Source organism: Janthinobacterium sp. GMG1 (assembly GCF_034427795.1).
Classification (GTDB): domain Bacteria; phylum Pseudomonadota; class Gammaproteobacteria; order Burkholderiales; family Burkholderiaceae_D; genus Janthinobacterium.
The window spans coordinates 145860-167645 of sequence record NZ_JAXQNT010000010.1; the positions used below are offsets into that span (position 1 = coordinate 145860).

The 21786-nt window shown below is 63.8% G+C and carries 21 protein-coding genes; 8 read left to right on the forward strand and 13 right to left on the reverse strand.

The window, feature by feature from the left end; translation table 11 throughout:
* Positions 1-109 precede the first annotated feature (109 nt).
* From SJI03_RS23260 to ppc, 7 genes are all read right to left on the reverse strand, one after another.
* The gene (locus SJI03_RS23260; protein ID WP_322428776.1) at positions 110-1090 is read right to left on the reverse strand and encodes a FecR family protein; all 981 of its coding nucleotides are present in this window, start codon (positions 1088-1090) and stop codon (positions 110-112) included.
* Positions 1087-1593, reverse strand: coding sequence for a sigma-70 family RNA polymerase sigma factor (locus SJI03_RS23265; RefSeq protein WP_099377330.1), 507 nt, complete (start codon positions 1591-1593; stop codon positions 1087-1089). Before SJI03_RS23265 ends, SJI03_RS23260 begins: the two co-directional genes overlap by 4 nt.
* Before the next feature lie 135 nt (positions 1594-1728).
* Complete coding sequence (locus tag SJI03_RS23270; RefSeq protein WP_322428777.1) at positions 1729-2004, reverse strand: hypothetical protein; 276 nt, start codon at positions 2002-2004, stop codon at positions 1729-1731.
* 84 nt (positions 2005-2088) lie between these two features.
* Complete coding sequence (locus SJI03_RS23275) at positions 2089-2262, reverse strand: hypothetical protein (RefSeq protein WP_322428778.1); 174 nt, start codon at positions 2260-2262, stop codon at positions 2089-2091.
* A 156-nt stretch (positions 2263-2418) separates the two neighbouring features.
* Complete coding sequence (gene pyk / locus SJI03_RS23280) at positions 2419-3879, reverse strand: pyruvate kinase (protein WP_199534285.1); 1461 nt, start codon at positions 3877-3879, stop codon at positions 2419-2421.
* 86 nt (positions 3880-3965) lie between these two features.
* Positions 3966-4976, reverse strand: coding sequence for a type I glyceraldehyde-3-phosphate dehydrogenase (gap, locus tag SJI03_RS23285; RefSeq protein WP_070291450.1), 1011 nt, complete (start codon positions 4974-4976; stop codon positions 3966-3968).
* 102 nt (positions 4977-5078) lie between these two features.
* The gene (gene ppc / locus SJI03_RS23290) at positions 5079-7832 is read right to left on the reverse strand and encodes a phosphoenolpyruvate carboxylase (RefSeq protein WP_322428779.1); all 2754 of its coding nucleotides are present in this window, start codon (positions 7830-7832) and stop codon (positions 5079-5081) included.
* A 351-nt stretch (positions 7833-8183) separates the two neighbouring features.
* Between ppc and SJI03_RS23295 the strand changes: the two genes are divergently transcribed.
* Positions 8184-8639 (forward strand): Rrf2 family transcriptional regulator, encoded by a 456-nt coding sequence (locus tag SJI03_RS23295; protein ID WP_322428780.1) that lies wholly within the window; start codon positions 8184-8186, stop codon positions 8637-8639.
* 62 nt (positions 8640-8701) lie between these two features.
* On the opposite strand, the gene SJI03_RS23300 is transcribed toward SJI03_RS23295, so the two are convergent.
* The 4 genes from SJI03_RS23300 to SJI03_RS23315 form a co-directional block, all read right to left on the reverse strand.
* Positions 8702-10387: a cation acetate symporter gene (locus tag SJI03_RS23300; RefSeq protein WP_099377335.1), complete on the reverse strand. Its 1686-nt coding sequence runs from the start codon at positions 10385-10387 to the stop codon at positions 8702-8704.
* The gene (locus SJI03_RS23305; RefSeq protein WP_099377336.1) at positions 10384-10692 is read right to left on the reverse strand and encodes a DUF485 domain-containing protein; all 309 of its coding nucleotides are present in this window, start codon (positions 10690-10692) and stop codon (positions 10384-10386) included. The genes SJI03_RS23300 and SJI03_RS23305 overlap by 4 nt, the downstream gene beginning before the upstream one ends.
* A 128-nt stretch (positions 10693-10820) precedes the next feature.
* Positions 10821-12002 carry an NO-inducible flavohemoprotein gene (gene hmpA / locus SJI03_RS23310; protein ID WP_322428781.1) on the reverse strand — a complete coding sequence of 394 codons (1182 nt, stop codon included), beginning with the start codon at positions 12000-12002 and terminating at the stop codon, positions 10821-10823.
* A 35-nt stretch (positions 12003-12037) separates the two neighbouring features.
* Entirely contained in the window at positions 12038-12451 is a 414-nt protein-coding gene (locus SJI03_RS23315) for a hemerythrin domain-containing protein (protein WP_322428782.1), read from the reverse strand.
* 219 nt (positions 12452-12670) lie between these two features.
* On the opposite strand from SJI03_RS23315, the gene SJI03_RS23320 reads away from it, so the two are divergent.
* From SJI03_RS23320 to SJI03_RS23350, 7 genes are all read left to right on the forward strand, one after another.
* Positions 12671-13558: an STAS domain-containing protein gene (locus SJI03_RS23320; protein ID WP_416208783.1), complete on the forward strand. Its 888-nt coding sequence runs from the start codon at positions 12671-12673 to the stop codon at positions 13556-13558.
* A 7-nt stretch (positions 13559-13565) separates the two neighbouring features.
* Positions 13566-13928 carry an STAS domain-containing protein gene (locus SJI03_RS23325; protein WP_034785745.1) on the forward strand — a complete coding sequence of 121 codons (363 nt, stop codon included), beginning with the start codon at positions 13566-13568 and terminating at the stop codon, positions 13926-13928.
* Between the two features lie 10 nt (positions 13929-13938).
* The gene (locus tag SJI03_RS23330) at positions 13939-14373 is read left to right on the forward strand and encodes an ATP-binding protein (protein ID WP_322428783.1); all 435 of its coding nucleotides are present in this window, start codon (positions 13939-13941) and stop codon (positions 14371-14373) included.
* Positions 14370-15455: an ATP-binding SpoIIE family protein phosphatase gene (locus SJI03_RS23335; RefSeq protein ID WP_322428784.1), complete on the forward strand. Its 1086-nt coding sequence runs from the start codon at positions 14370-14372 to the stop codon at positions 15453-15455. The genes SJI03_RS23330 and SJI03_RS23335 overlap by 4 nt, the downstream gene beginning before the upstream one ends.
* Positions 15452-17275: an ATP-binding protein gene (locus SJI03_RS23340; protein ID WP_322428785.1), complete on the forward strand. Its 1824-nt coding sequence runs from the start codon at positions 15452-15454 to the stop codon at positions 17273-17275. Before SJI03_RS23335 ends, SJI03_RS23340 begins: the two co-directional genes overlap by 4 nt.
* Positions 17262-18776 carry a response regulator gene (locus SJI03_RS23345; RefSeq protein ID WP_322428786.1) on the forward strand — a complete coding sequence of 505 codons (1515 nt, stop codon included), beginning with the start codon at positions 17262-17264 and terminating at the stop codon, positions 18774-18776. Before SJI03_RS23340 ends, SJI03_RS23345 begins: the two co-directional genes overlap by 14 nt.
* Positions 18777-18848: 72 nt before the next feature.
* Positions 18849-19970 carry a metallophosphoesterase gene (locus SJI03_RS23350; RefSeq protein WP_322428787.1) on the forward strand — a complete coding sequence of 374 codons (1122 nt, stop codon included), beginning with the start codon at positions 18849-18851 and terminating at the stop codon, positions 19968-19970.
* A gap of 3 nt (positions 19971-19973) precedes the next feature.
* On the opposite strand, the gene SJI03_RS23355 is transcribed toward SJI03_RS23350, so the two are convergent.
* Both SJI03_RS23355 and SJI03_RS23360 read right to left on the reverse strand, forming a co-directional pair.
* A complete protein-coding gene (locus SJI03_RS23355; RefSeq protein ID WP_322428788.1) occupies positions 19974-20726 on the reverse strand; it encodes a DUF4303 domain-containing protein in 753 nt (250 codons plus the stop codon).
* A 15-nt stretch (positions 20727-20741) separates the two neighbouring features.
* Positions 20742-21665: a LysR family transcriptional regulator gene (locus tag SJI03_RS23360; RefSeq protein WP_322428789.1), complete on the reverse strand. Its 924-nt coding sequence runs from the start codon at positions 21663-21665 to the stop codon at positions 20742-20744.
* Between the last annotated feature and the right edge of the window lie 121 nt (positions 21666-21786).

The following is a 21786-nucleotide window of genomic DNA, read 5'->3' on the forward strand; positions in this document are numbered from 1 at the left end:
CAAAGCCATGTGGACCCTTTCGATGGTTCGGATTGTTCGTTCTCTACCTTGTATGACGAAGCAATCCGAAAAAAGGGACAGGGAAAAAGCAAATTGCGCGCATGTCGGCTTACGCCGCCTCGACACTGATCCAGTAGCGCGTGCGGCGCGCCAGCCGGATCGGCAAAGAACCTTGCAGCAAGAGCAAGATGTTGTCCGGGTCGTTCAACTGGAAAATGCCGTCCACGGGCATGGCCGCCAGCGCCGGATCGCAGCGCAGCACGCCATAGCGATAGCGCGCCACCTGCTCCAGCACCTCGCCCAGCGGCATGCGCTCGGCGATCAGCACGCCCTGCAGCCAGGCATCCGCATGAGGTGACAGCGGCGTCAAGGCGGAAACGGCCACGTCGTCGAAACTGCCCTGCCGGCCCGCATCGACCCTGCGCAAGGCCTCGGGCGCCCGCGACGGCGCGATCTCGACGGCGCCTTCGCTGACGCTCACCTCGGTGCGCGGCGCCAGCACGCTGCCGCGCTGGCGCACGCTGAAATGCGTGCCCAGCGCGCGCACGGCGCCATTGCTGCTGCGCACGAGGAAGGGACGGGCCGGCACGGCCCTGTCGTGCGTCGTGGCAATATGAAGTTCGCCCGCATGCAAGTCCACCAGCCGTGTCGTGTCATCAAAATGCACGTCGATGGCCGTGTCCGTATTGAGCACCAGCTGCGTGCCGTCGGGTAATGTCATGTGGCGGATTTCGCCCCTGGCCGTGCGGATGTCGGTGCGCCACGCTTGCCAGGGTGCCGACTGGCTGGCCAGCCACAGCGCCGGCCCGGCCGCGATCAACCCCGCCAGGCCGTAGAGCACGGCACGCCGCTGCGGCGACTTCGGCGCCGCGTCCGCCGTCTGGCGCAACGCGGACGGCACGCTGGACAGGGTGCTGCACACCAGTTCGGCCCGCTGCCAGGCCGCTTCGTGCGCGGGATCGCTGGCGCGCCAGGCCTGGAACGCTTGCTGCTCGTCGGGCGTCAAGGCGCCCGCGTGCAGGCGCACCAGCCATTGCGCTGCCGCGCGCGCGGCGCGGGGATCGATGGCCGCCGTGCTGGTGGAGCTCACAGGATCAGCAGGATGCAACGTTCGAACGCCTGCACCATGTAGCGCTTGATGCTGCGCTCGCTCACGGCCAGACGCCGGGCGATTTCCCCATAGCCGAGGCCGTCGACATGGGCCAGCAGAAAGGCATTGCGCACCAGCGGCGGCAAGCCGTCGAGCATGGCGTCGATGCGCTGCAAGGCTTCGCGCACGAGCAGCCGCTCTTCCGGCGACTGCATCAGCAGATCGGGTTGTTGCGCCAGGGTTTCCAGCCAGGCCTGTTCCAGCGACAGGCGTCGGTAATGGTCGATCAGCAGGCGCTGCGCCACGGTCGTCAGATAGGCGCGCGGCTCGCGCAAGCTTTGCCGGTTCTCCGGCGGCGCCGTCAGCAGGCGCACGAAGGTATCCTGTGCCAGGTCGGCCGCATGGTCGGCGCACTGCAGCTTGGCGCGCAGCCAGCGCATCAGCCAGCCATGGTGGTGGCTGTAAATGCCGGCTATCGACTCGCTGGACTGCGCAATGTTCACTGGGGACTCCGATGCGCGCAAGGCAAGGCGCGGCTAATTGATAATAATTCTCATTATCACAAATCATTGGCTCCGGCGTCAATGCCGGCGCCTGCCTATCCTTGGAAACTGTTGTTTCAGCGTGGCTGCAATCTTCTAGCGGTCGGTATACAAGCTCTTCATCAGCATGCCGCCGCGCATTTTCTTCGCGCCCGGCGCCAAGCCCGCCGGACAAGCGCCCTGGAACATGGCCGCCAGTTCCGTGCGCTGCACTTTGCTCTTGCCATTGACTTGCACGGTGGCGTCGGCGCTCAAGGTATATGCCCTGGCCAGGTCGCCCTTGAAGGTGACGGCCAGCCTGGCGTCCGGACGCGCGCGTGGTCGACGCAGATTTCCCAGGAAAATGGCGAGGTGGTGGGCGTCACCTTCCACAGCCCCGTGGCGCGCTGCGCTGCATGGGCAGTCCTCAGCTAAAAACTTGAATATAGCAAAGAGGAACGCGCACAGGCCACACGCTTAGCCGTGCATCTCGGGCCTTGCGGCCAGCACGAAGGGAATGACAAACGGCCCCAGGAAAGTCACCATGACGGCACGGATGGCCGTTATTCGTAAGGCGCGGCGTTTGGCGATGAAGAGGCAAGCGAAGGCCGACAGCGACCAGATCAAGGCAGGCAAGTACTCGATCATCATGAACTCCAGATCGCCTTGGAAGGCAGGAAAGCCATGCTGACACGGAAATGTGGCGACCGCAATGGCAGATTGGGCATCTGCCATTGCGGTGGGCGGCCAACCGCCTGTTTTTCAGCCATTCTTAAGGCTGCAGGCAACTGGCGGCGGGCGAGACGGTCAGTGCTGGCCGATCTTCATGATTTTCAGCGCATTCGTGCCGCCGACCTTGCCCATCGGCTCGCCCCAGGTCAGCACGACGGTGTCGCCCTTGGTCACGACTTTATGCTCGACCAGCAAATCTTCCGCCTGCTGCAAGACCTTGTCGCGGTCCGTGCCGGACGTCAGTTCCAGGGTGCTGACGTTGCGGTACAGGGCCAGCTTGCGGCGCGTACCCACGCTCGGGGTCAGCGCGACGATGGGGATATCGATGTTGCAACGGCTCATCCACAGTGCCGTCGAACCCGATTCCGTCAGGGTGGCAATCGCTTTGACGCGCAAATGATGGGCCGTAAACAGGGCGCCATACGCGATCGACTGGTCAATGCGCGAGAACGTGGCGTTGAGGAAATCGGCGTCCAGCTTGCAGGTATCCCACTTTTCCGCGTCCAGGCAGATGGCGGCCATCGCTTCCACCGTTTCGATCGGGTAGCGACCCGAGGCCGTTTCCGCCGACGTCATGACGGCGTCCGTGCCGTCGAGCACGGCATTCGCCACGTCGGACACTTCCGCGCGGGTCGGCACGGCGTTGACGATCATCGATTCCATCATCTGCGTGGCCGTGATCGCCAGTTTATTTGACGCGCGCGCCATCTTGATCATGCGTTTTTGCAAGGCGGGCACGGCCGCGTTGCCCACTTCCACGGCCAGGTCGCCACGCGCCACCATGATGCCGTCGGAAGCGTCGAGAATTTCTTGCAGCGCTGGAATGGCTTCCGCGCGCTCGATCTTGGCGATCATCATCGGCTTGTGGTCCCACGCTTCGCCGGCGATGTTGGCCAGCTGGCGCGCCATGACCATGTCGGTGGCATTTTTCGGGAACGACACGGCCACGTAATCGGCCTGAAAACTCATCGCCGTCTTCACGTCTTCCATATCCTTGGCCGTCAGGGCCGGCGCGGACAAGCCGCCGCCCTGGCGGTTGATGCCCTTGTTGTTCGACAATTCGCCGCCGATCTTGACGGTCGTATGGATTTCGCTGCCGACGACTTTGTCGACCGTCAGCACGATCAGGCCGTCGTTGAGCAACAATACGTCGGCGGCGCGCAAGTCGCGCGGCAATTCCTTGTAGTCGAGACCGCAACGCTCCAGGTTGCCCAGTTCGCCGTTCTCGCCCCATTTCGCGTCGAGAATGAACTTGGCGCCGTTTTCCAGGAAAATCTTGCCTTCTTCAAACTTGCCCACGCGAATTTTCGGGCCTTGCAAGTCGGCCATGATGGCCACTTCGCGGCCGCACAGGGCTGCCGCCTCGCGCACCATGCGGGCGCGGTCGATATGGTCTTGCGCCTTGCCATGCGAAAAGTTCAGGCGCACGACGTCGACGCCGGCCTTGAACATGCGGACCAGGGTATCGATGTCGTTCGAAGCGGGGCCGATGGTGGAAACGATCTTGGTGGCGCGTTGCTGTACTTGCATGGTCATGGTTGCTGCTTTCTAAAATAAGTTGCTACAAGGGCCAGCCTTGTGGGCCGGCCGTCCTGGTGCGCTGGATCAGCGGTACTACGTTCTTACTTGGCCGCCATCAGGGCGACCGTGGTGTCCAACATGCGGTTCGAGAAGCCCCACTCGTTGTCGTACCACGACGACACTTTCACGAGGCGGCCCGAAACCTTGGTCAGGGTCGAATCGAAGTTCGACGAAGCCGGGTTGTGGTTGAAATCGATGGAAACGAGCGGTTCCGTCTGGTACGTCAGGATGCCTTTCAGGGCGCCTTCCGACGCCGCTTTCAGCAAGGCGTTGACTTCCTCGACCGTCGTGTCGCGCTTGGCGATGAAAGACAGGTCGACCAGCGACACGTTGATCGTCGGCACGCGGATGGCAAAGCCATCGAGCTTGCCATTCAGTTCCGGCAAGACCAGGCCGACGGCGGCCGCCGCCCCCGTCTTGGTGGGAATCATCGAATGCGTGGCCGAACGGGCGCGGCGCAAGTCTTCATGCATCACGTCGGAGAGCACCTGGTCATTCGTGTAAGCGTGCACGGTGGTCATCAGGCCCGATTCGATGCCGATGGCGTCGTTCAGCGGTTTCACTAATGGCGCCAGGCAATTCGTCGTGCACGACGCGTTGGAAATCACGGTGTCCGTGGCTTTCAGCACGTGCTGGTTGACGCCGAACACGATGGTGGCGTCCACGTCCTTGCCGCCCGGTGCGGAAATGATGACTTTTTTCGCGCCGCCCTTCAAATGGGCCGAGGCTTTTTCCTTGGTCGTGAAGAAACCCGTGCATTCGAGCACCACATCAACGCCCAACTCTCCCCACGGTATCAGGGCCGGATCGCGCTGCGCGAAGACGCGGATGCGGTCGCCATTGACGAGCATGTTCTCGCCATCGATGGTGACGACGCCGGGAAACTTGCCGTGTACCGTGTCGTAGCGCGTCAGATGTGCATTCGACTTGGCGTCGCCCAGGTCATTGATGGCGACGATTTCGATATCCTGCTGCTTGCCGCCTTCATAAAACGCGCGCAAGACATTGCGGCCGATGCGGCCATAGCCATTGATGGCAACTTTGATGGTCATGCTGTCTCCTTATTGTTTTTTACTTAAAACTAGCCCAAGTACAAAGCTGGGGTCAGACCCGGCGGGTCTGACCCCGGAATTTCGGCGGGTCTGCCCTAAAAATTAACCGCTGTTACGCAACCCCGCCGCGATGCCATTGATCGACAAATGTATCCCCGTGCGCGCCGCCGCATCCTGCTTGCCCTCGCGGAAGCGTTTCAACAGCTCCACCTGCACGTGGTTGAGCGGGTCGATATACGGGAAACGGTTGCGTATGGACCGCTGCATCAGCGGATTGGCTTGCTGCAACTCTTCCTGGCCCGTGATCAGTTTCAAGGCGTCCAGGGTGGCAGCGTATTCGGCGCGGATGCGCGTGAAGATGGCCTCGCGCAAGGCCTTGTCCTTGACGAGTTCCGCATACTTGCCGGCAATGGCGATGTCGCTCTTGGCCAGCACCATATCCATGTTCGACAGCAAGGACGTGAAGAAGGGCCAGTCCGTGTACATGCCGCGCAGCACGTCCGCGCCATCGGCGGGATGGGCGGCCAGGTAGGCTTGTACGGCGGAACCGAAACCGAACCAACCCGGCAGCATCAAGCGGCATTGCGCCCAGCTCAGGACCCAGGGAATGGCGCGTAAATCCTCGATGGACGTGGATTTCTTGCGCGAGGCGGGACGGCTGCCGATATTCAGGGCGGCAATCTCCGCGATCACCGTCGATTCCCAGAAATACTGTTCAAAGCCTTCCGTGCCGTAGACGAGGTCGCGGTAGGCGTTCAGGGCCGTGCCGGACAGCTCTTCCATCGCGGTCAGGTGGCCCGCGCCGGCCGAAGCCTTCGGCTGCAGCTGTGCCTGCGGCAGCAGGGTCGACTGGATGGTGGCGGCCACCAGCACTTCCAGGTTGCGGCGCCCCACTTCCGGGTTCGCATACTTGGCCGTGATGACTTCGCCCTGCTCCGTCAGGCGGATCTGTCCCTGCACGGCGCCGGCCGGCTGGGCCAGGATGGCTTCATAGCTGGGTCCGCCGCCGCGGCCGACGGAACCGCCGCGGCCGTGGAACAAGCGCAGCTTGATCTGGTATTGCTTGAAGACCGTCACCAGCTCGATCTCGGCCTTGTAGAGTTCCCAGCCGGAGGTGAGGAAGCCGCCGTCCTTGTTGCTGTCGGAATAGCCAAGCATGACTTCCTGCTGGTCCGCGCGCGATTCGAGCAAGCCACGGTAGAACGGCAAGCCGAAGGCGCGCGCCATGATGGCGGGGCCGGCGCGCAAGTCGTCGATGGTTTCAAACAGGGGAATGATGTTGACATCCACTTCGCGGCTGTCCTGGCGCAGCAAGCCCACTTCTTTCAGCAGCAAGGCCACTTCCAGCAAGTCCGAGACGCTGGCTGCCTTCGAGATGATGCAGTTCGGCACAGATTCCTTGCCGTATTTGACATGGGCTTCGCGCACGGCGCGGAAGATGTCGAGTTCGGACGTCGTTTCATCCGAGTATTGCGCATACGGCGACGTCAGCAGGCGTGGCGATTCCAGCTCGGCCAGCAGCAAGCTGACGCGCTGCTCTTCATCGAGGTCGAGGTAGACGAGGCCCGGCTGGGCACCGGCGAACAGTTCGCCCACGATGCGCTCATGCACGTCGGAATTCTGGCGCAAGTCCAGCGGCGCCAGCGAGAAACCGAAAACCTTGACGGCGCGGCGCAGCTGGCGCAGCCGGCCACGGGCCAGCGCGCGCAAGCCATTGCTGACGAGCGAATGCTGGACCACGTCCAGGTCGGCCAGCAGCTCGGCAGCGGCCGCGTAGGGCTGTACGCCGTCGGCTTGCTTGCCTTTACCGCACAAGACGACGCGCGTGCCTTCCAGGCGCGCATGGATGCCATGCAAGGCGCGGCGGTACGGTTCGTCCACGCGGTGCGGCGACGCATCGGCCGAGCGTTCCGCCAGCGCGCGCAGCGGTTCGCTGCAGGCGTTCAGTATTTGCGCCAGCGACAGCTGCGATGCGAGCTTGCGCAATTCGCCCAGGTAAAAATCGAGCACCTTGTCGGCCTGCGTTTGCAGGGTGCTGCGCAGGATGTCGGCCGTGACAAACGGGTTGCCGTCGCGGTCGCCGCCGATCCAGCTGCCGACCTTCATGAAATTGGGTAATTCCGCATCTTCCCAGCGGGCGTCGCGCTGGGCCAGCATGGTTTCCAGCGAGGAATATAATTTCGGCAATTCGCGCAAAATCGTGTGGTCGTAGAATGACAGGCCATTGGCCACTTCATCCATGACGGACAGCTTGCTGGTGCGCAGCAGACGCGTCTGCCACAGGGTGACGATGCCGCGGCCCAGCGCTTCTTCGTTTTGCTCGGCTTCTTCCGGCGTCATTTGCACACGGTCGCGCTCGCTCAACAGGCGCGCGATGGCCATCTGGCAATTCTGGATGCTCTTGCGCTGCACTTCCGTCGGGTGCGCCGTGAAGACGGGGCTGACGAACGCATCTTCGAAGAAGGTTTCCAGCGCATCGGCCTTGCCCGCGTCAAACACATTGCCGACGGCATGGCTGAGGCTACCCTGGCGCGGCGGCGAGCCGGCGATCAAATGGGCGCGCGTGCGGCGGATGTGATGCTGGTCTTCCGCGATATTGGCCAGCAGCGAGAAATAGCTGAAGGCGCGCGTCAATTGCGTGGTTTCTTCCTGCGACAGCGCTTGCAGCGCGTCCGACAGCTGCGCGCGCGCCGCTTCATCATTGTCTCGGCGGAAACGGATGGCCAGCTGGCGCACATGTTCGATGCGCTCGAAAGCGGGGTCGCCCAGGTGGTTGCGGATGGCGTCGCCCAGCAGACGGCCCAGCTGGCGGATATCGCTGCTCAGCAGCTCGTCTTTCACTTCATTCATTTGCATGGTATGTATTTCCTGGGGCGGCCACGGCGGCACCGCACAGATTGCGTAGTTCGCGCTTCCCGGCCCGGGAAACGCCCATCGTCGAATTTGTAGTAAATTTACCTTATTGCTTCACCATCCTCTTGATTTCCATCAATAAAAATCCCACCCAAAGGACCAGCAAGGGCTTACGAGCTGTTTGCCAAGGCAACAATATGAAAATTTACTACGCATTTAGGCGAAAGGCAATCAACTTTTGTCTTTCGAGGCTGAAAAGTGACGGCGCAACACACAGGCAACACACAGGGCCGGCCCTCTCCTGTATGCTGCGGTTGAAACAAGGATGTAATCCACATCTTATGAACGAACCCCATGCGACTGACTGCCTACACTGACTACACCCTGCGCACCCTGATGTACCTGGGCGTGCACCGCGACCGCCTCGTGACCATCCAGGACATCGCCGACCTGCACTCCATCTCGAAGAATCACTTGATGAAGGTGGTCCACCAGCTGGGCCTGTCAGGCATCGTGGAAACGGTGCGCGGGAGAAATGGCGGCCTGCGCCTGGCGCGCGACCCGGCCGAGATCAATATCGGCACCGTCGTGCGCGAGACGGAAAACGATTTTTTCATGGCGGAATGTTTTAACATGGAAAACAATACCTGCCCGCTGACACCCGATTGCCTGCTGAAGGCCAAGCTGGGCCAGGCCACGGCCGCCTTCCTGGCCGTGCTCGATACGGTGACCCTGGCCTCGATACTCGAAGCGACGCCGGGCGCGCCCGCGCTGGCGGCGGGCGTCATTCCCCTGCGCGTGGCAAAGTAAGCTCGCCAAAAACAATAATGCCCGGCGAACCGGGCATTATCTCTTTCAGCAACTCCTCTATATCAATGCGCGCTGGCGCCTGCCGCACCGATACCCGTTTCCGAACGCATTTGCTGCGCTTCGTAGCCGGCGCGGTCGATGCGCGCGCGCGGGCTCTTGTCGAGCACGGAGAACAGCCAGATGCCGACAAAGCCGGCCGTCATCGAGAACAGCGCCGGCGAGGCGTAAGGGAACAGCGCTTCGCCATGGCCGAGCACGTCAACCCACACGGATTTCGACACCACCGTCAGCGCGACGGCCGTGGTCAAACCGAGGAAACCGCCGATGGTGGCGCCCCGCGTGGTGCAATCTTTCCACAGCACCGACATGAACAGCACGGGGAAGTTGGCCGAAGCGGCAATCGCGAACGCCAGCGACACCATGAAGGCGATGTTCTGCTTTTCAAAGGCGATGCCCAGCACCACGGCGATAATGCCCAGCACGATCGTCGTCACGCGCGACACTTTCAATTCATTGGCGCCCGTGGCCTTGCCCTTCTTGATGACTGTCGCATACAGGTCGTGCGACACGGCCGACGCGCCCGACAGGGTCAAGCCCGCCACGACGGCCAGGATGGTGGCAAACGCGACAGCCGACATGAAGCCGAGGAAGACGTTGCCGCCCACGGCCTTGGCCAGATGCACGGCCGCCATGTTGTTACCGCCAAGCAGCTTGCCGGCAGCATCCTTGAACTCGGGATTCGTGCTCACCAGCACGATGGCGCCAAAGCCGATGATGAAGGTCAGAATATAGAAATAGGCGATCCAGGTGGTGGCCCAGAACACGGATTTGCGCGCTTCCTTGGCGCTCGGCACCGTGAAGAAACGCATCAGGATGTGCGGCAAGCCGGCCGTGCCGAACATCAGCGCCATGCCGAAGGAGATGGCCGAGATCGGATCCTTGATGAAACTGCCAGGACCCATGATGGCTTCCTTGGTGGCGTGCACGTCCACCGACTTGGCGAACAGCGCTTCCGGACTGAAATTGAATTGCGCCAGGACGGCCACGGCCATGAAGGTGGCGCCGCCCAGCAGCATCACGGCCTTGATGATCTGCACCCAGGTGGTGGCCGTCATGCCGCCGAACAGCACGTAAATCATCATCAAGGTACCGACCAGGACGACGGCGATCCAGTATTCGAGGCCGAACAGCAGCTTGATCAGCTGGCCCGCGCCTACCATCTGCGCGATCAGGTAGAACGCCACGACGACGAGGGTGCCGGAAGCGGAAAAGATGCGGATCGGCGCTTGCTTGAAGCGGTAGGCGGCCACGTCGGCAAACGTGTAGCGGCCCAGGTTGCGCAAGCGCTCGGCCATCAAAAAGGTGATGATGGGCCAGCCGACGAGGAAGCCGATGGCATAGATCAGGCCATCGTAGCCGTTCAAGAAGACGGCGGCGGAAATGCCGAGGAACGATGCCGCCGACATATAGTCGCCGGCAATCGCCAGGCCATTCTGGAAGCCCGTGATGCCGCCGCCAGCCGTGTAGAAATCGGAAGCCGACTTGGTCTTCGCGGCCGCCCACTTGGTGATGAACAAGGTAAAAATGACGAAGGCGGCGAACATGATGATCGCCGTCCAGTTGGTCGGTTGCTTGACTGCCTGGCCCAGATCGGCGCCGGCCGCCAGCACGCTGCTGCTGGCGCCCGCCAGCAAGGTCAGGGCTGCCAGGCAGGCGAGTTTGCGTTGCGTCAATGGGGCGCCGTTCATGCCTGCACCCGTGCCTGGATGGCGCTGGTCAGGTCGTCGAATTGCTTGTTGGCGCGGCGCACATAAATGCCGGTGACCAGCACGGTAAACACGATGACGAACAGGCCGATCGGCATGCCCCAGGTCATCACGCCTGCACCCGTTTTCGTGGCCAGGAATTCCTTGTTGAAGGCGATGAGCAGGATGTAGCCGTAGTACACCAGCATCATCAGGCCCGTCAGCGCCCAGCCGAAGCGGGAACGCACCTTGACCAGCTGATGATAGCTGGGGTCGCCCTTGATTTTTTGAACCAGATCGTCATGCATTGTGTTGCCTCCTGTTATGTAAAAGCGTGCTCTTTTGTGCGAGCTTGGATTCACAGTACAGCGCGAGACTTACCCGCCCCTTACGGCAGCGTTTTTTCTCGCGGGGACAACACAAGGCAGGAAGGAAATCAGTTCAAGGCGGCAGCCGGTCCGAAGAATTCATGGTGCGTCTGCTGTTCCGGCACGCCCAGCTCGCGCAGGTATTGCTTGACGGCCCGCATGAATGGCTGCGGCCCCAGGAAATAGGCATCGACGTCGCGCGAGGCCGGCAGCCAGTGACCGAGCTGCTCTTTATTCAGCAAGCCGACGGCATCGGGCGCATCTTGCTCGCCGCCATGTTCCGCGTAGCAGTAATAACGCTGCAACTGCGGATGCTGCGCGGCCAGTGCATCGATCTGCGCGCGGAATGCATGCACGCCGTGGTTGCGCGCCGCGTGGATGAAATGCACGGGACGCTTGCCGCGCAGGGCCGCCGTCAGCATGGCCAGGGTCGGCGTGATACCCACGCCGCCGCTGATCAGCACCAGCGGCTTGTCGCTATCCGTCAGCACGAAGTCGCCCGATGGCGGCGTCAGCTGAACGGTGTCGCCCGCCTGCACGTGATCGTGGAAGAAAGTCGACACCTTGCCGCCCGCTTCGCGCTTGACGCTGATGCGGTACGTCTGGCCATTGCTGGCGGCCGACAAGGAGTACTGGCGGCGCATGGGCACGCCATCGACCGTGGCCAGCACGCCGATATATTGGCCTGGCGCAAAGTCGAGCACGGGCTGGCCATCGGCGGGCACCAGCAGGAAGGACGTGATCTCACCGCTTTCCACGACCTTGCTTTGCACCAGAAAATCGCGCGCGCCGCTCCAGCCGCCGGGTGCGGCCGCCTGCGCCTTGTAGATGCGCCCTTCTTCGCCGGCCAGGATGTCGGCCAGCTGGCCATACGCCGCGCCCCAGGCATCGATGACAGCGTCGCTGGCGACTTCTACACCCAGCACTTCGCGGATCGCTTGCAGCAGGCTGGCGCCCACCAGCGGATAGTGCTCGGCGCGGATCTGCAGGGCCACGTGCTTGTTGACGATGGTGGCCACGAGGTCACCGAGCGCATCGAGTTTATCGATATGTTTGGCATACATCAGCACGCCATTCGCCAGTGCGCGCTGCTGGTCGCCGCTGTGCTGGTGCGCCTGGTTAAAGTACGGCAGCACTTCGGGATGGTCGCGGAACAGATTCTTGTAAAAGTGGCGCGTCAGCGCTTCACCGCCCTGCTCGAGGATGGGGACGGTGGCCGTGATGATGGCGCGTTGTTCTTGGGTCAGCATGTAAAACTCCTGTGTATATTTATTTGTAAGCGGTCTCAGGCCAGCGTTTCAACGGCTGGATATAACTCGTGGTCTTCGCGGCGCATGCGCTGGAACAGCGCGTGCAGCACGGTATTGGCTTCGCTGCGGAAGGCTTCCGGTTCCGCTTCCAGGCGCACGGGCGTATTCCAGCGGCCGGCGAAATCGAGGTAGGCGCCGGCGATGCCGTGCATTTCGTTTTCGTACTGACGTCCCAGTTGTGCCACCTTGGCCACGCCGGACGCTTGCGCGGCCGGATACAGGTAGCGCTGCTCGACGGCCAGGTGCAGCTTGATCAAGCCGCTCATGGCGATGATCTGGTCGGCAATGGCCCGCGCCTGCGCGGCCACACCGCCGCGCGCCAGCTCGCGCAAGTCGTCGATGGCGGTCAGGATGTCCAGGTGCTGCTGTTTGAATTTGTCGATATTCATGGCGTGTTTCTCTTGTTGAGTGTTCCCAGTGTAGCGGAATTCACTTAAACATGCAAATTACATGCATCTTTAAATAGCCAGTATTTCATACTGACATGGCCACTATGTGCGGCATGGAACACAAGCTACGGCCATGTCTGCTTATAATTTATTCATCACAGCGCGGGCCCGTTTGCGGCCGTGCCGCACCCTCCACTCCAGCCAAGGATGAGTATGAGAATGAAGATGGACACTGCCAAGACGGGCACGGGCCAGGCGCAGCAACTGGCCGGCATCATCAACGCGCACCACACGGAATTGCTGGACGGCTGGATGGCCGGCCTGATCGCCCGCCTGGTACGGCGCGACAAGATCGCCGAGAACGAGCTGCGCCAGCAGGCATCGCAATTCCTGCCGCTGCTGGCCAGTGCGCTGGAAAGCGGCGACTCATTCGACATCGAAGGCGGCGCCTGGGACGATACGCGCCAGCTGATCGCGGAGATATCGCAGTCGCGCGTGCGCCAGGGCTATTCGCCGATCGACACGGCCAGCTTCATGTTTGCCCTCAAGGAGCCGCTGTTCGCCTACCTGCGCAAGGCAATCACGGCCCATCCGGAGCAACTGGGCGACGCCATCGTCAGCACCAGCAAGCTGTTCGACGAGCTGGGCCTGCTGACCATCGCCATCTACCAGAAAGCGCGCGAACAGGTGATTCTGCGACAGCAGCAGGAATTGCTGGAGCTGTCCACGCCCGTGGTGCAGCTGTGGCAAAACGTGCTGGCCCTGCCCCTGATCGGCACCCTCGACAGCGCGCGCACGCAGGTGGTGATGGAAAGCCTGCTGCAAAAGATTGTCGATACGGGCGCCCTGATCGCCATCATCGACATCACCGGCGTGCCCACCGTCGACACCCTGGTGGCGCAGCATCTATTGAAAACCATCGCCGCAGCACGCCTGATGGGCGCCGACTGCATCATCAGCGGCATCCGTCCGCAGATCGCGCAAACCATCGTGCATCTGGGCGTCAACCTGGAAGACGTGATGACCAAGGCCACGCTGGCCGACGCCTTCGTCGTGGCCCTGAAACGCACGGGTTCCAGCATCACCTACCAGCAGCAACAACACTGAGGCGCCTATGGAAAGAATCCCCATTTTACGCATGGGCCGGCTGCTGCTGGTGACGATCCAGGTGGACATGCATGACCGCCTGGCGATGACCTTGCAGGACGACCTGACCACCCGCATCGTGACAGACCGCGCCACGGGCGTGCTGATCGACATTTCCGCGCTCGACATCGTCGACTCCTTCATCGGCCGCATGATCAGCAACACGGCGGCGATGGCGAAAATCCTCGACGCGCGCACCGTCGTCGTCGGCATGCAGCCGGCCGTCGCCATCACCCTGGTGGAACTGGGGCTGACGCTGGAAGGCGTGAGCACGGCGCTGAACGTGGAGCTGGGCATCAAGCTGCTGGAACGGGGCGGCGCATGCGCATGACGGGGGCGCCGTGCTAGGCGCGCAGGCGCAGGCGGGGGTGCAACAGGTGCAGCAGATCCTGCCCCTGCACAGCGACGAAGACGTCGTGCGGCTGCGCAAGCAGGTGCGCGACAGCATGGTCGCCATGGGTTTTGGCCTGATCGAACAGACCAAGATCATCACGGCGGCCAGCGAACTGGCGCGCAACACCCTGCGCTACGGCGGCGGCGGCGAAGCGCGCATCGCGCGCGTCTGCGATGGCGCGCGCCAGGGACTGGAGCTGCGCTTTGTCGATGCGGGACCTGGCATCGACGATATCCCCCTGGCGCTGACCGATGGCTACACCAGCGGCGGCGGGCTGGGACTGGGGCTGGGCGGCGCCAAGCGCCTGGCCGACGCCTTTCACATCGACACGGCGCCCGGCGCGGGCACCACCGTCACCATCGCGAAATGGAAGCTGTTTTGAACCACCAGGAACCACAACCTGACATTCTCAGGCAACGCAGTTTCCCCGTCGGCGAACCGAGCGAGATCGCCGCGGCCCGCCGCGCCGGCAACGAACTGGCGCGCCACATCGGCTTCGACGATGTGCGCACGGGCCAGCTGGCCATCATCATCAGCGAAGCGGCCACCAACATCGTCAAGCACGCGCAGCGCGGCGAAATCCTGCTGCGCAAGGTGCTGCGCGGCGGCACCAGCGGCATCGAAGTGCTGGCCATCGACAATGGCCCCGGCATGGCGAATGTACGCCAGCACATGCAGGATGGCCATTCCACCACGGGCACCTACGGTGTGGGGCTGGGCGCGATACGCCGCCTGAGCCAGGAATTCGACCTGTACACGGCGCCAGGCAAGGGCACGGTGCTGATGGTGGTGGTCTGGGGGCCAAACGCCAGCAGCGCCATCCCGCCCAGTCCGAACTGGCGCATCGGCGCCGTGTGCCTGCCGCTGGCCTCGGAACAGGTATGCGGCGACGCCTGGAACGTCGTCTGCGAAGGCCATGAACTGAGCCTGATGGTGGCCGATGGACTGGGGCACGGCCCGCTGGCGGCGCGCGCGTCGGAACGCGCCAGCGCGCTGCTGGAACACGACACGCCGGGACTGCCACCGCTGCCCGCCCCCTTCATCGAACTGGCCCACGGCGCCCTGCGCGCCACGCGCGGCGCGGCCCTGGCGCTGGCGCATATCGACAGCGCACGCCGCCAATTGCGCTACGCGGGCGTGGGCAATATCGCCGCCTGCGCCTTCGATGCGCGGCAGCGCCGGCACCTGCTGTCGCATAACGGCATCGTCGGCAGCAACCTGCGCAAGGTGCAGGAATTCTGCTATCCATGGCAGCCGGGCGCGACACTGATCATGCATAGCGACGGCTTGCACACGCGCTGGGACCTGGAACAGTATCCGGGCCTGGCGCAATGCCACCCCAGCCTCGTCGCCGCCGTGCTGTACCGCGATTTCGCGCGCGGGCGCGACGATGTCACGGTAGTGGTGCTGCGCGAACATGAGGAGCACCGGCCTGCCGGTGCGGAAAGGAACAACACGCCATGACCCAACGCATATTAACGGCCCATATAGGCAGCGAACTCGATGTGGTGGGCGCACGCCAGCGCGCGCGGCAGATCGCCGCCCTGTGCGGCTTCGGCGTGCAGGACCAGGTGCGCATCGCCACGGCCGTGTCGGAACTGGCGCGCAACGTCTACAACTACGCCGGCAGCGGCAAGGTGCATTTTGCCATCGATGGCCAGACGGCGCCGCAGGTGCTCAGCATCCGCATCGAAGACCAGGGCCCCGGCATCGCGCAGCTCGACAAAATACTGGCCGGCACCTACCGCTCGCCGACGGGCATGGGCCTGGGTATCCTGGGCGCCCAGCGCCTGATGGACCGCTGCCATATTCGCAGCGCACCGGGCGATGGCACGCACATCACGCTGCACAAGCTGTTCCCGCGCGACGCGCCCCTGCTCGACGGGCAGAGCGTCGGCGCGCTGTCCGGCAGCCTGCAGGCGCTGCCGCCGGATATCACGCTGTCCGAAGTCCAGCAGCAGAACCGCGAACTATTGACCACCCTGGCCGAACTGAAGACACGCCAGGACGATTTGCTGCAGCTGACGCGCGAACTGGAAGACACCAACCGCGGCGTGGTGGCGCTGTTCGCGGAACTCGATGAAAAAGCCGACCACCTGCGCCGCGCCGACCAGATGAAATCGCGCTTTCTGTCGAACATGAGCCATGAATTCCGCACGCCGCTCAGCTCCATTCGCGCCCTGTCCAGGCTGCTGCTCGACCGCATCGACGGTGAGCTGTCCGAGGAACAGGAAAAGCAGGTGCTGTTCATCCTGCAAAGCGCCGTCAGCCTGAGCGACCTGGTCAACGACCTGCTGGACCTGGCCAAGATCGAGGCGGGCAAGGTCGACGTGCACGCCAACAGCTTCCAGGTGGCCGACCTGTTCAGCGCCCTGCGCGGCATGCTGCGCCCGCTGCTGGTATCCGAGTCGCTGACACTGACCTTCATCGATCCCGACCCGGCGCTGCACATCCACACGGATGAAGGCAAACTGTCGCAAATCCTGCGCAACTTCATCGCCAACGCCCTGAAGTTCACGGAAGCCGGCGCCATCATCGTCAGCGCCACGCCCTTGCCGGAGCAGGATGCCATCCGCTTTTCCGTCTCCGACACGGGCCTGGGCATCGCCGCCGAAGACGTGCAGATGATCTTCGAGGAATTCAGCCAGGTGGAAAACCACATGCAGCGCAAAGTCAAGGGCACGGGCCTGGGCCTGCCCCTGTGCCGCAACCTGGCCACCCTGCTCAACGGCACGGTGGCCGTGGAAAGCACGCCAGGCCAGGGCTCGCTGTTTTCCGTGGTCCTGCCCGCCAGCTACCATGCACCCGAAGGCACCCTGCCGCCGTGCGCGCCGGCCAACGACAATGGCAATGACCAGCGCATCGCCGTGCTGGTGGTAGAAGACAATCCGCCCGTGCGCCTGCTGTATGAAAAATTTTTGGCAGGCAGCGAATTTCGCGTCGTTCCCGCGCGCAGCGTGCGCGAGGCGCAGGAGCGCTGGGAACAGCAGCGCCCCGCCGCCGTCATCCTCGATATCCTGCTGCACGGCGAAACGGCCTGGCACTGGCTGGCCGAGCTGAAAAACGACCCGCTGCGGCGCCAGGTGCCCGTCATCGTCGCCACCGAGATCGACGACGTGCGCAAGGGCCTGGCCCTGGGCGCCGATGCCTACTACGTCAAACCGCTGTCGCGCCAGCAATTGCTGGCGACCTTGCGCGCGCTGATCGGCAATCCACACCACCGGCAAGAGCCGGTTCCGCCGCAAGGCACAACCACCTGGGACAATGCGCATGCTACCGGATAACAACAGCGATGCTCTGATCCTGAACGTCGATGACAGCGATGGCGCACGCTACGCCAAATCGCGCATCCTCCAACGCGCCGGCTTCAAGGTCATCGAAGCCTCGAACGGGGGCGACGCGCTGCTGCGCGCCCGCCAGGACCGCCCCAACCTGATCCTCCTCGACGTCAAGCTGCCCGACATCAACGGCCTGGAAGTGTGCCGCCAGTTGAAGGGCGGCGACGAGACCAGCACCATCCTGGTGCTGCAAACGTCCGCGTCCTGCATCGGCACGGCCGACAAGATCCGCGCCCTGGACGGCGGTGCCGACAATTACCTGGTCGAGCCGATCGAGGCCGATGAACTGATCGCCAACGTCAAGGCGCTGCTGCGCCTGGGACGGGTCGAGCGCGCGCTGCGCGACGTGGACCGCCGCAAGGATGAATTCCTGGCCACCCTGGCGCACGAATTGCGCAACCCGCTGGGCCCCATCCGCACGGCGCTGGCCCTGCTGTGCAAGCTCGACCCCGTCGTGCCGGCCGTGCAGGACAATGCGCGCCGCACCATCGGCCGTCACACGGACCACCTGGTGCGGCTGGTGGACGACCTGCTCGACGTGTCGCGCATTTCGCAGGGTAAAATCTCGCTGCAGTGGGAAAGTGTGAGCCTGGCCAGCGTCATCCGCAGCGCGCTGGAAACGAGTTCGCACAGCGTCGAGGCGCGCGGCCATGCACTGGACGTGAACCTGCCCCAGGAAGAACTGTGGGTCTGCGGCGACGCCGTACGCCTGTCGCAGATCGTCGCCAACCTGCTGCTCAACGCGGCCAAGTTCACGGCACCGGGCGGGTGCATCGCCATTACCGCCGAACGCGAAAGCGACAACGTGCGCATCCGTCTGAGCGACAACGGCATCGGCATCGCCGCCGCCAATATCGACAGCATCTTCGGCCTGTTCGAGCAGAGCGGCCACTCGCCCGACCGGGTACAGGATGGCCTGGGCATCGGCCTGTCGCTGGTGCGCAACCTGGTGACCTTGCACGGCGGCCAGGTCAGCGTGCGCAGCCCCGGCGTGGGACTGGGCAGCACCTTCGAAGTCCTCCTGCCGCTCGACGCCAACGTGCCGCTGCCGGCCGCGCCCGCGCCGCAGACCGCCACCGGCGGCAGCCAGCGCATCCTCGTCGTCGACGACAACTGCGATGCGGCCGACACCCTGGCCGAACTGCTGGAAATGTACGGCCACACGGTGCGCACGGCCTACACGGGCACGCAAGCGACCGAACGCACCCTGGAATTCAAGCCCGACATCGTCTTTCTCGACATCGGCCTGCCCGACATGAGCGGCTACGACGTGGCAATCAAACTGCGCCAGTTGCCGATACCGCAGCAATTCCTGCTCGTCGCGCTGACCGGCTACGGCCAGGAACACGACCGCCAGGCGGCCCTGGCCTCGGGCTTCAATGAACATTTTGCCAAGCCTGTCGATTTCGGCAAGCTGGCCATGCTGGGATTGCATATTGCTCCATGAGCGGGGATGGCGGCTGCGTGTTGCCAGGGCGTCGGCTATAATCGGCGGCCGCCTCACCTCTGGAACCATGACATGAAAACCCGCACGCCGCTGCTGCGCATCACCATGATACTGGGCGCCCTGCACGCCCTGTTGGGCTGGCTGCTGCTGCCGGCGCTGCCTGTCGGCCTGGCCGGCTGGCTGCTGGGCGGCGCCGTCTTGCTCGCCTCGACCATGCTCATGCCGATGACCATCTTCGCCCGCGCCGTCACCAACGATGCGCGTCTGGCCGACCGCCTGAGCTGGGCCGGCTCGCTGTGCATGGGCTTTTTTTCCTCGCTGTTCGTGCTCACCGTGCTGCGTGAACTGCTGATGCTGATTCCCGCCATGCGCCCGCACGCGCAGGCGTCCGCCGTGGCCGTCCTGCTCCTGGCGCTGCTGGCCACCGTCGTCGGCTTCATCAACGCCCGCAAGGTGGCGCGCGTGCGCGAAGTGACGGTACCGATTGCCGGCCTGCCGCAGGCGCTGCAAGGGCTGAACATCGTGCAGCTGAGCGACATCCACGTGGGCGCCACCATCAAGCGCGCCTACGTGGAAGCCATCGTCGCGCGCGCCAACGGCCTGCGGCCCGACATCATCGCCATCACGGGCGACGTGGTCGATGGCACGGTGGCGCAACTGGGCAGCCATACGGCGCCGCTGGGTGAGCTGCGCGCGCGCCATGGCGTCTTTCTCGTCACAGGCAACCACGAATACTATTCGGGTGCAGCACCGTGGGTGGCGGAGTTCCGCCGCCTGGGCTTGCGCGTACTGATGAACGAACATGCGGTCCTCGAACACGACGGCGCGCGCCTGGCCCTGGCCGGCGTCACCGATTTCAATGCGGCCAGTTTCGACCCTGCCCAGAAAAGCGACCCGCAAGCGGCCATCGCCGGCGCGCCCGCCGACATCCCCCGCATTCTGCTGGCGCACCAGCCGCGCAGCGCGCCCGAGGCCGAAGCGGCCGGCTACGACCTGCAATTGTCGGGCCACACGCATGGGGGCCAATTCTGGCCGTGGAATCTGTTCGTGCCGCTGCAGCAGCCGTACGTGGCGGGCCTGCACCGGCAAGGCCGCTTGTGGATTTATGTGAGCCGCGGCACCGGTTACTGGGGCCCGCCCAAGCGCATCGGCGCGCCGGCGGAGATTACGCGGTTAAGGCTGGTGGCGGCGTAGAGCCTAGTCGGCCCAGCTGGCCATCCACGCCGCGAAACGCGCCACCACTGCCGGCGGATTCAGGCGCGCCATGGCGCCTTCCACGGTTTCGCTGTCGCTGACCTCGAACAGCAGTACGAAATCGTCGCGCTGCACTCCCACGCCAAAACAGCCTTCGGCATCGAGCTGCGCCAGCGCCGCGATGCAGGCCTCGAACACGCCGCTGCGAAAAGTGCTGAAATCGACGTCGAACGGCAAGTCGCGGTGCGCCTGCAAGAACAGCCGGTAGGCGCTGTCGAAGTAGGCCCCGCCTTCGTCAAACGCCCATTCGGCCGGATTCCACAGCATCTCGTCGCCATATTCCGAGGCGTCCAGCGCTTCGCGGCTGTTGGCCATCGGGTCGATGGTCATGGCGCTGTCGTCGCTCACCAGCGCGAAAGCGTCGATATGCTGGTCGGGATGGGCACGGCGCACGGCATCGACAGCCAGGCGCGCGGCGTCCGCCACCAGGGTTTGCAGCAGCGCAAAATCGAAGACGGCAGGGTCGATGAGCATGGCGCGCTCCAGGATATAGCCATCGGCAACAGCCGCGTCGCAATGGGCCAGATAGGCGGCCTGCGCTTCGGCTACGCTGGCGTACTGTGTGCGTGTCTCCGCGCCCCAGGTCATGGCCGCGCCGCTGGCCGTCCAGACGGTCTTGCCGAACACGCGCGCTTCCTGGAAGCGGGCCGGCTGGTCATGGTCAAAGGTGTAAAACAGGCTGTAATTGTCAGGCATAAGATTCTTCATTGTTTAATCGGGCCGTATCTGCGCGGCGAAATCGCGCTGGCGGAATTGCTCCAGCAGGAAATCAACGAACACGCGCGTCTTCGCGGGCAGCAGTTTCTTGCTGGGATAGTACACGGACAGGGGGCCGGAATCAGCATGCCAGCCGGGCAGCAAGCGGATTAACGCGCCGCTGCGCAAATGGGCCAGCGCGTGCGGCATGGGTAGCAGCGCCACGCCGACGCCGAGGATGGCTGCCTGCGCCATCGCTTCCGGGTCGTCGAAGATGGCGCGCGGGCGGCATTCGGCCACGCCTTCGCCGCCGGATCCGTCGCGCAATATCCAGCTGCGCAATCTGCCGCTGCCAGCCGAGCGGCGCGCCACGCCGTCGAAGTGCGCCAGGTCCGACGGATGCGCGGGCATGGCCTTGCCCTGCATGAAGGCGGGCGACGCCGTGGCGACGATGTGGGCGTGGCCCAATTCCCGCGCCACCACGCCCGGCGTCAGTTCGATGCCGCCGCCGATGGCGACATCGAACCCTTCGCCGATCAAGTCCACTTGCCGGTTGTCGAAATGGCAGTCGGGGATGACGCCAGGATAGCGCGCAATGAATTCGCCCAGCAAGGGCACCACGTAGCTGCGCCCGAACGATGGCGCCATGCTGATTTTCAGTATGCCGGCCGGCTGGCCGCCCTCTTCCGCCACGCCGGCGATCGCTTCGCGCAAGGTGGACAGGGCGCCGCCGATCTGCTGCAGGAAGCGCTCGCCCCCTTCCGTCAGGGTCAGGCGGCGCGTGCTGCGCTGGAACAGCCGCAGTCCCAGGCTCGCTTCCAGCCGCGCCACATTCTTGCTGACGGCCGCCGGCGTCAACCCCAGGCGGCGCGCGGCGGCCGAAAAGCTGCCCAGCTCGGCGGACAGCACAAACGATTGCAAGTGATTGAGGGCTTCCATGCCCCTATTCTACCCGCCCATTTGATAGTAATGGTTGAAAGTGATTGTAGGGATTGATGGCTAGCGCGACAGGAATGAAAGGCAGATACTGAATTCCTCGACTCCTCACACAGAAAGCACA

Coding starts and splice junctions, on each gene's coding strand:
- SJI03_RS23275 (WP_322428778.1), bottom strand. CDS start 2,262: ATGATGATCGAGTACTTGCCTGCCTTGATCTGGTCGCTGTCGGCCTTC.
- pyk (WP_199534285.1), bottom strand. CDS start 3,879: ATGACCATGCAAGTACAGCAACGCGCCACCAAGATCGTTTCCACCATC.
- gap (WP_070291450.1), bottom strand. CDS start 4,976: ATGACCATCAAAGTTGCCATCAATGGCTATGGCCGCATCGGCCGCAAT.
- ppc (WP_322428779.1), bottom strand. CDS start 7,832: ATGCAAATGAATGAAGTGAAAGACGAGCTGCTGAGCAGCGATATCCGC.
- SJI03_RS23295 (WP_322428780.1), top strand. CDS start 8,184: ATGCGACTGACTGCCTACACTGACTACACCCTGCGCACCCTGATGTAC.
- SJI03_RS23300 (WP_099377335.1), bottom strand. CDS start 10,387: ATGAACGGCGCCCCATTGACGCAACGCAAACTCGCCTGCCTGGCAGCC.
- SJI03_RS23305 (WP_099377336.1), bottom strand. CDS start 10,692: ATGCATGACGATCTGGTTCAAAAAATCAAGGGCGACCCCAGCTATCAT.
- hmpA (WP_322428781.1), bottom strand. CDS start 12,002: ATGCTGACCCAAGAACAACGCGCCATCATCACGGCCACCGTCCCCATC.
- SJI03_RS23315 (WP_322428782.1), bottom strand. CDS start 12,451: ATGAATATCGACAAATTCAAACAGCAGCACCTGGACATCCTGACCGCC.
- SJI03_RS23320 (WP_416208783.1), top strand. CDS start 12,671: ATGAAGATGGACACTGCCAAGACGGGCACGGGCCAGGCGCAGCAACTG.
- SJI03_RS23325 (WP_034785745.1), top strand. CDS start 13,566: ATGGAAAGAATCCCCATTTTACGCATGGGCCGGCTGCTGCTGGTGACG.
- SJI03_RS23340 (WP_322428785.1), top strand. CDS start 15,452: ATGACCCAACGCATATTAACGGCCCATATAGGCAGCGAACTCGATGTG.
- SJI03_RS23345 (WP_322428786.1), top strand. CDS start 17,262: ATGCTACCGGATAACAACAGCGATGCTCTGATCCTGAACGTCGATGAC.
- SJI03_RS23350 (WP_322428787.1), top strand. CDS start 18,849: ATGAAAACCCGCACGCCGCTGCTGCGCATCACCATGATACTGGGCGCC.
- SJI03_RS23355 (WP_322428788.1), bottom strand. CDS start 20,726: ATGCCTGACAATTACAGCCTGTTTTACACCTTTGACCATGACCAGCCG.
- SJI03_RS23360 (WP_322428789.1), bottom strand. CDS start 21,665: ATGGAAGCCCTCAATCACTTGCAATCGTTTGTGCTGTCCGCCGAGCTG.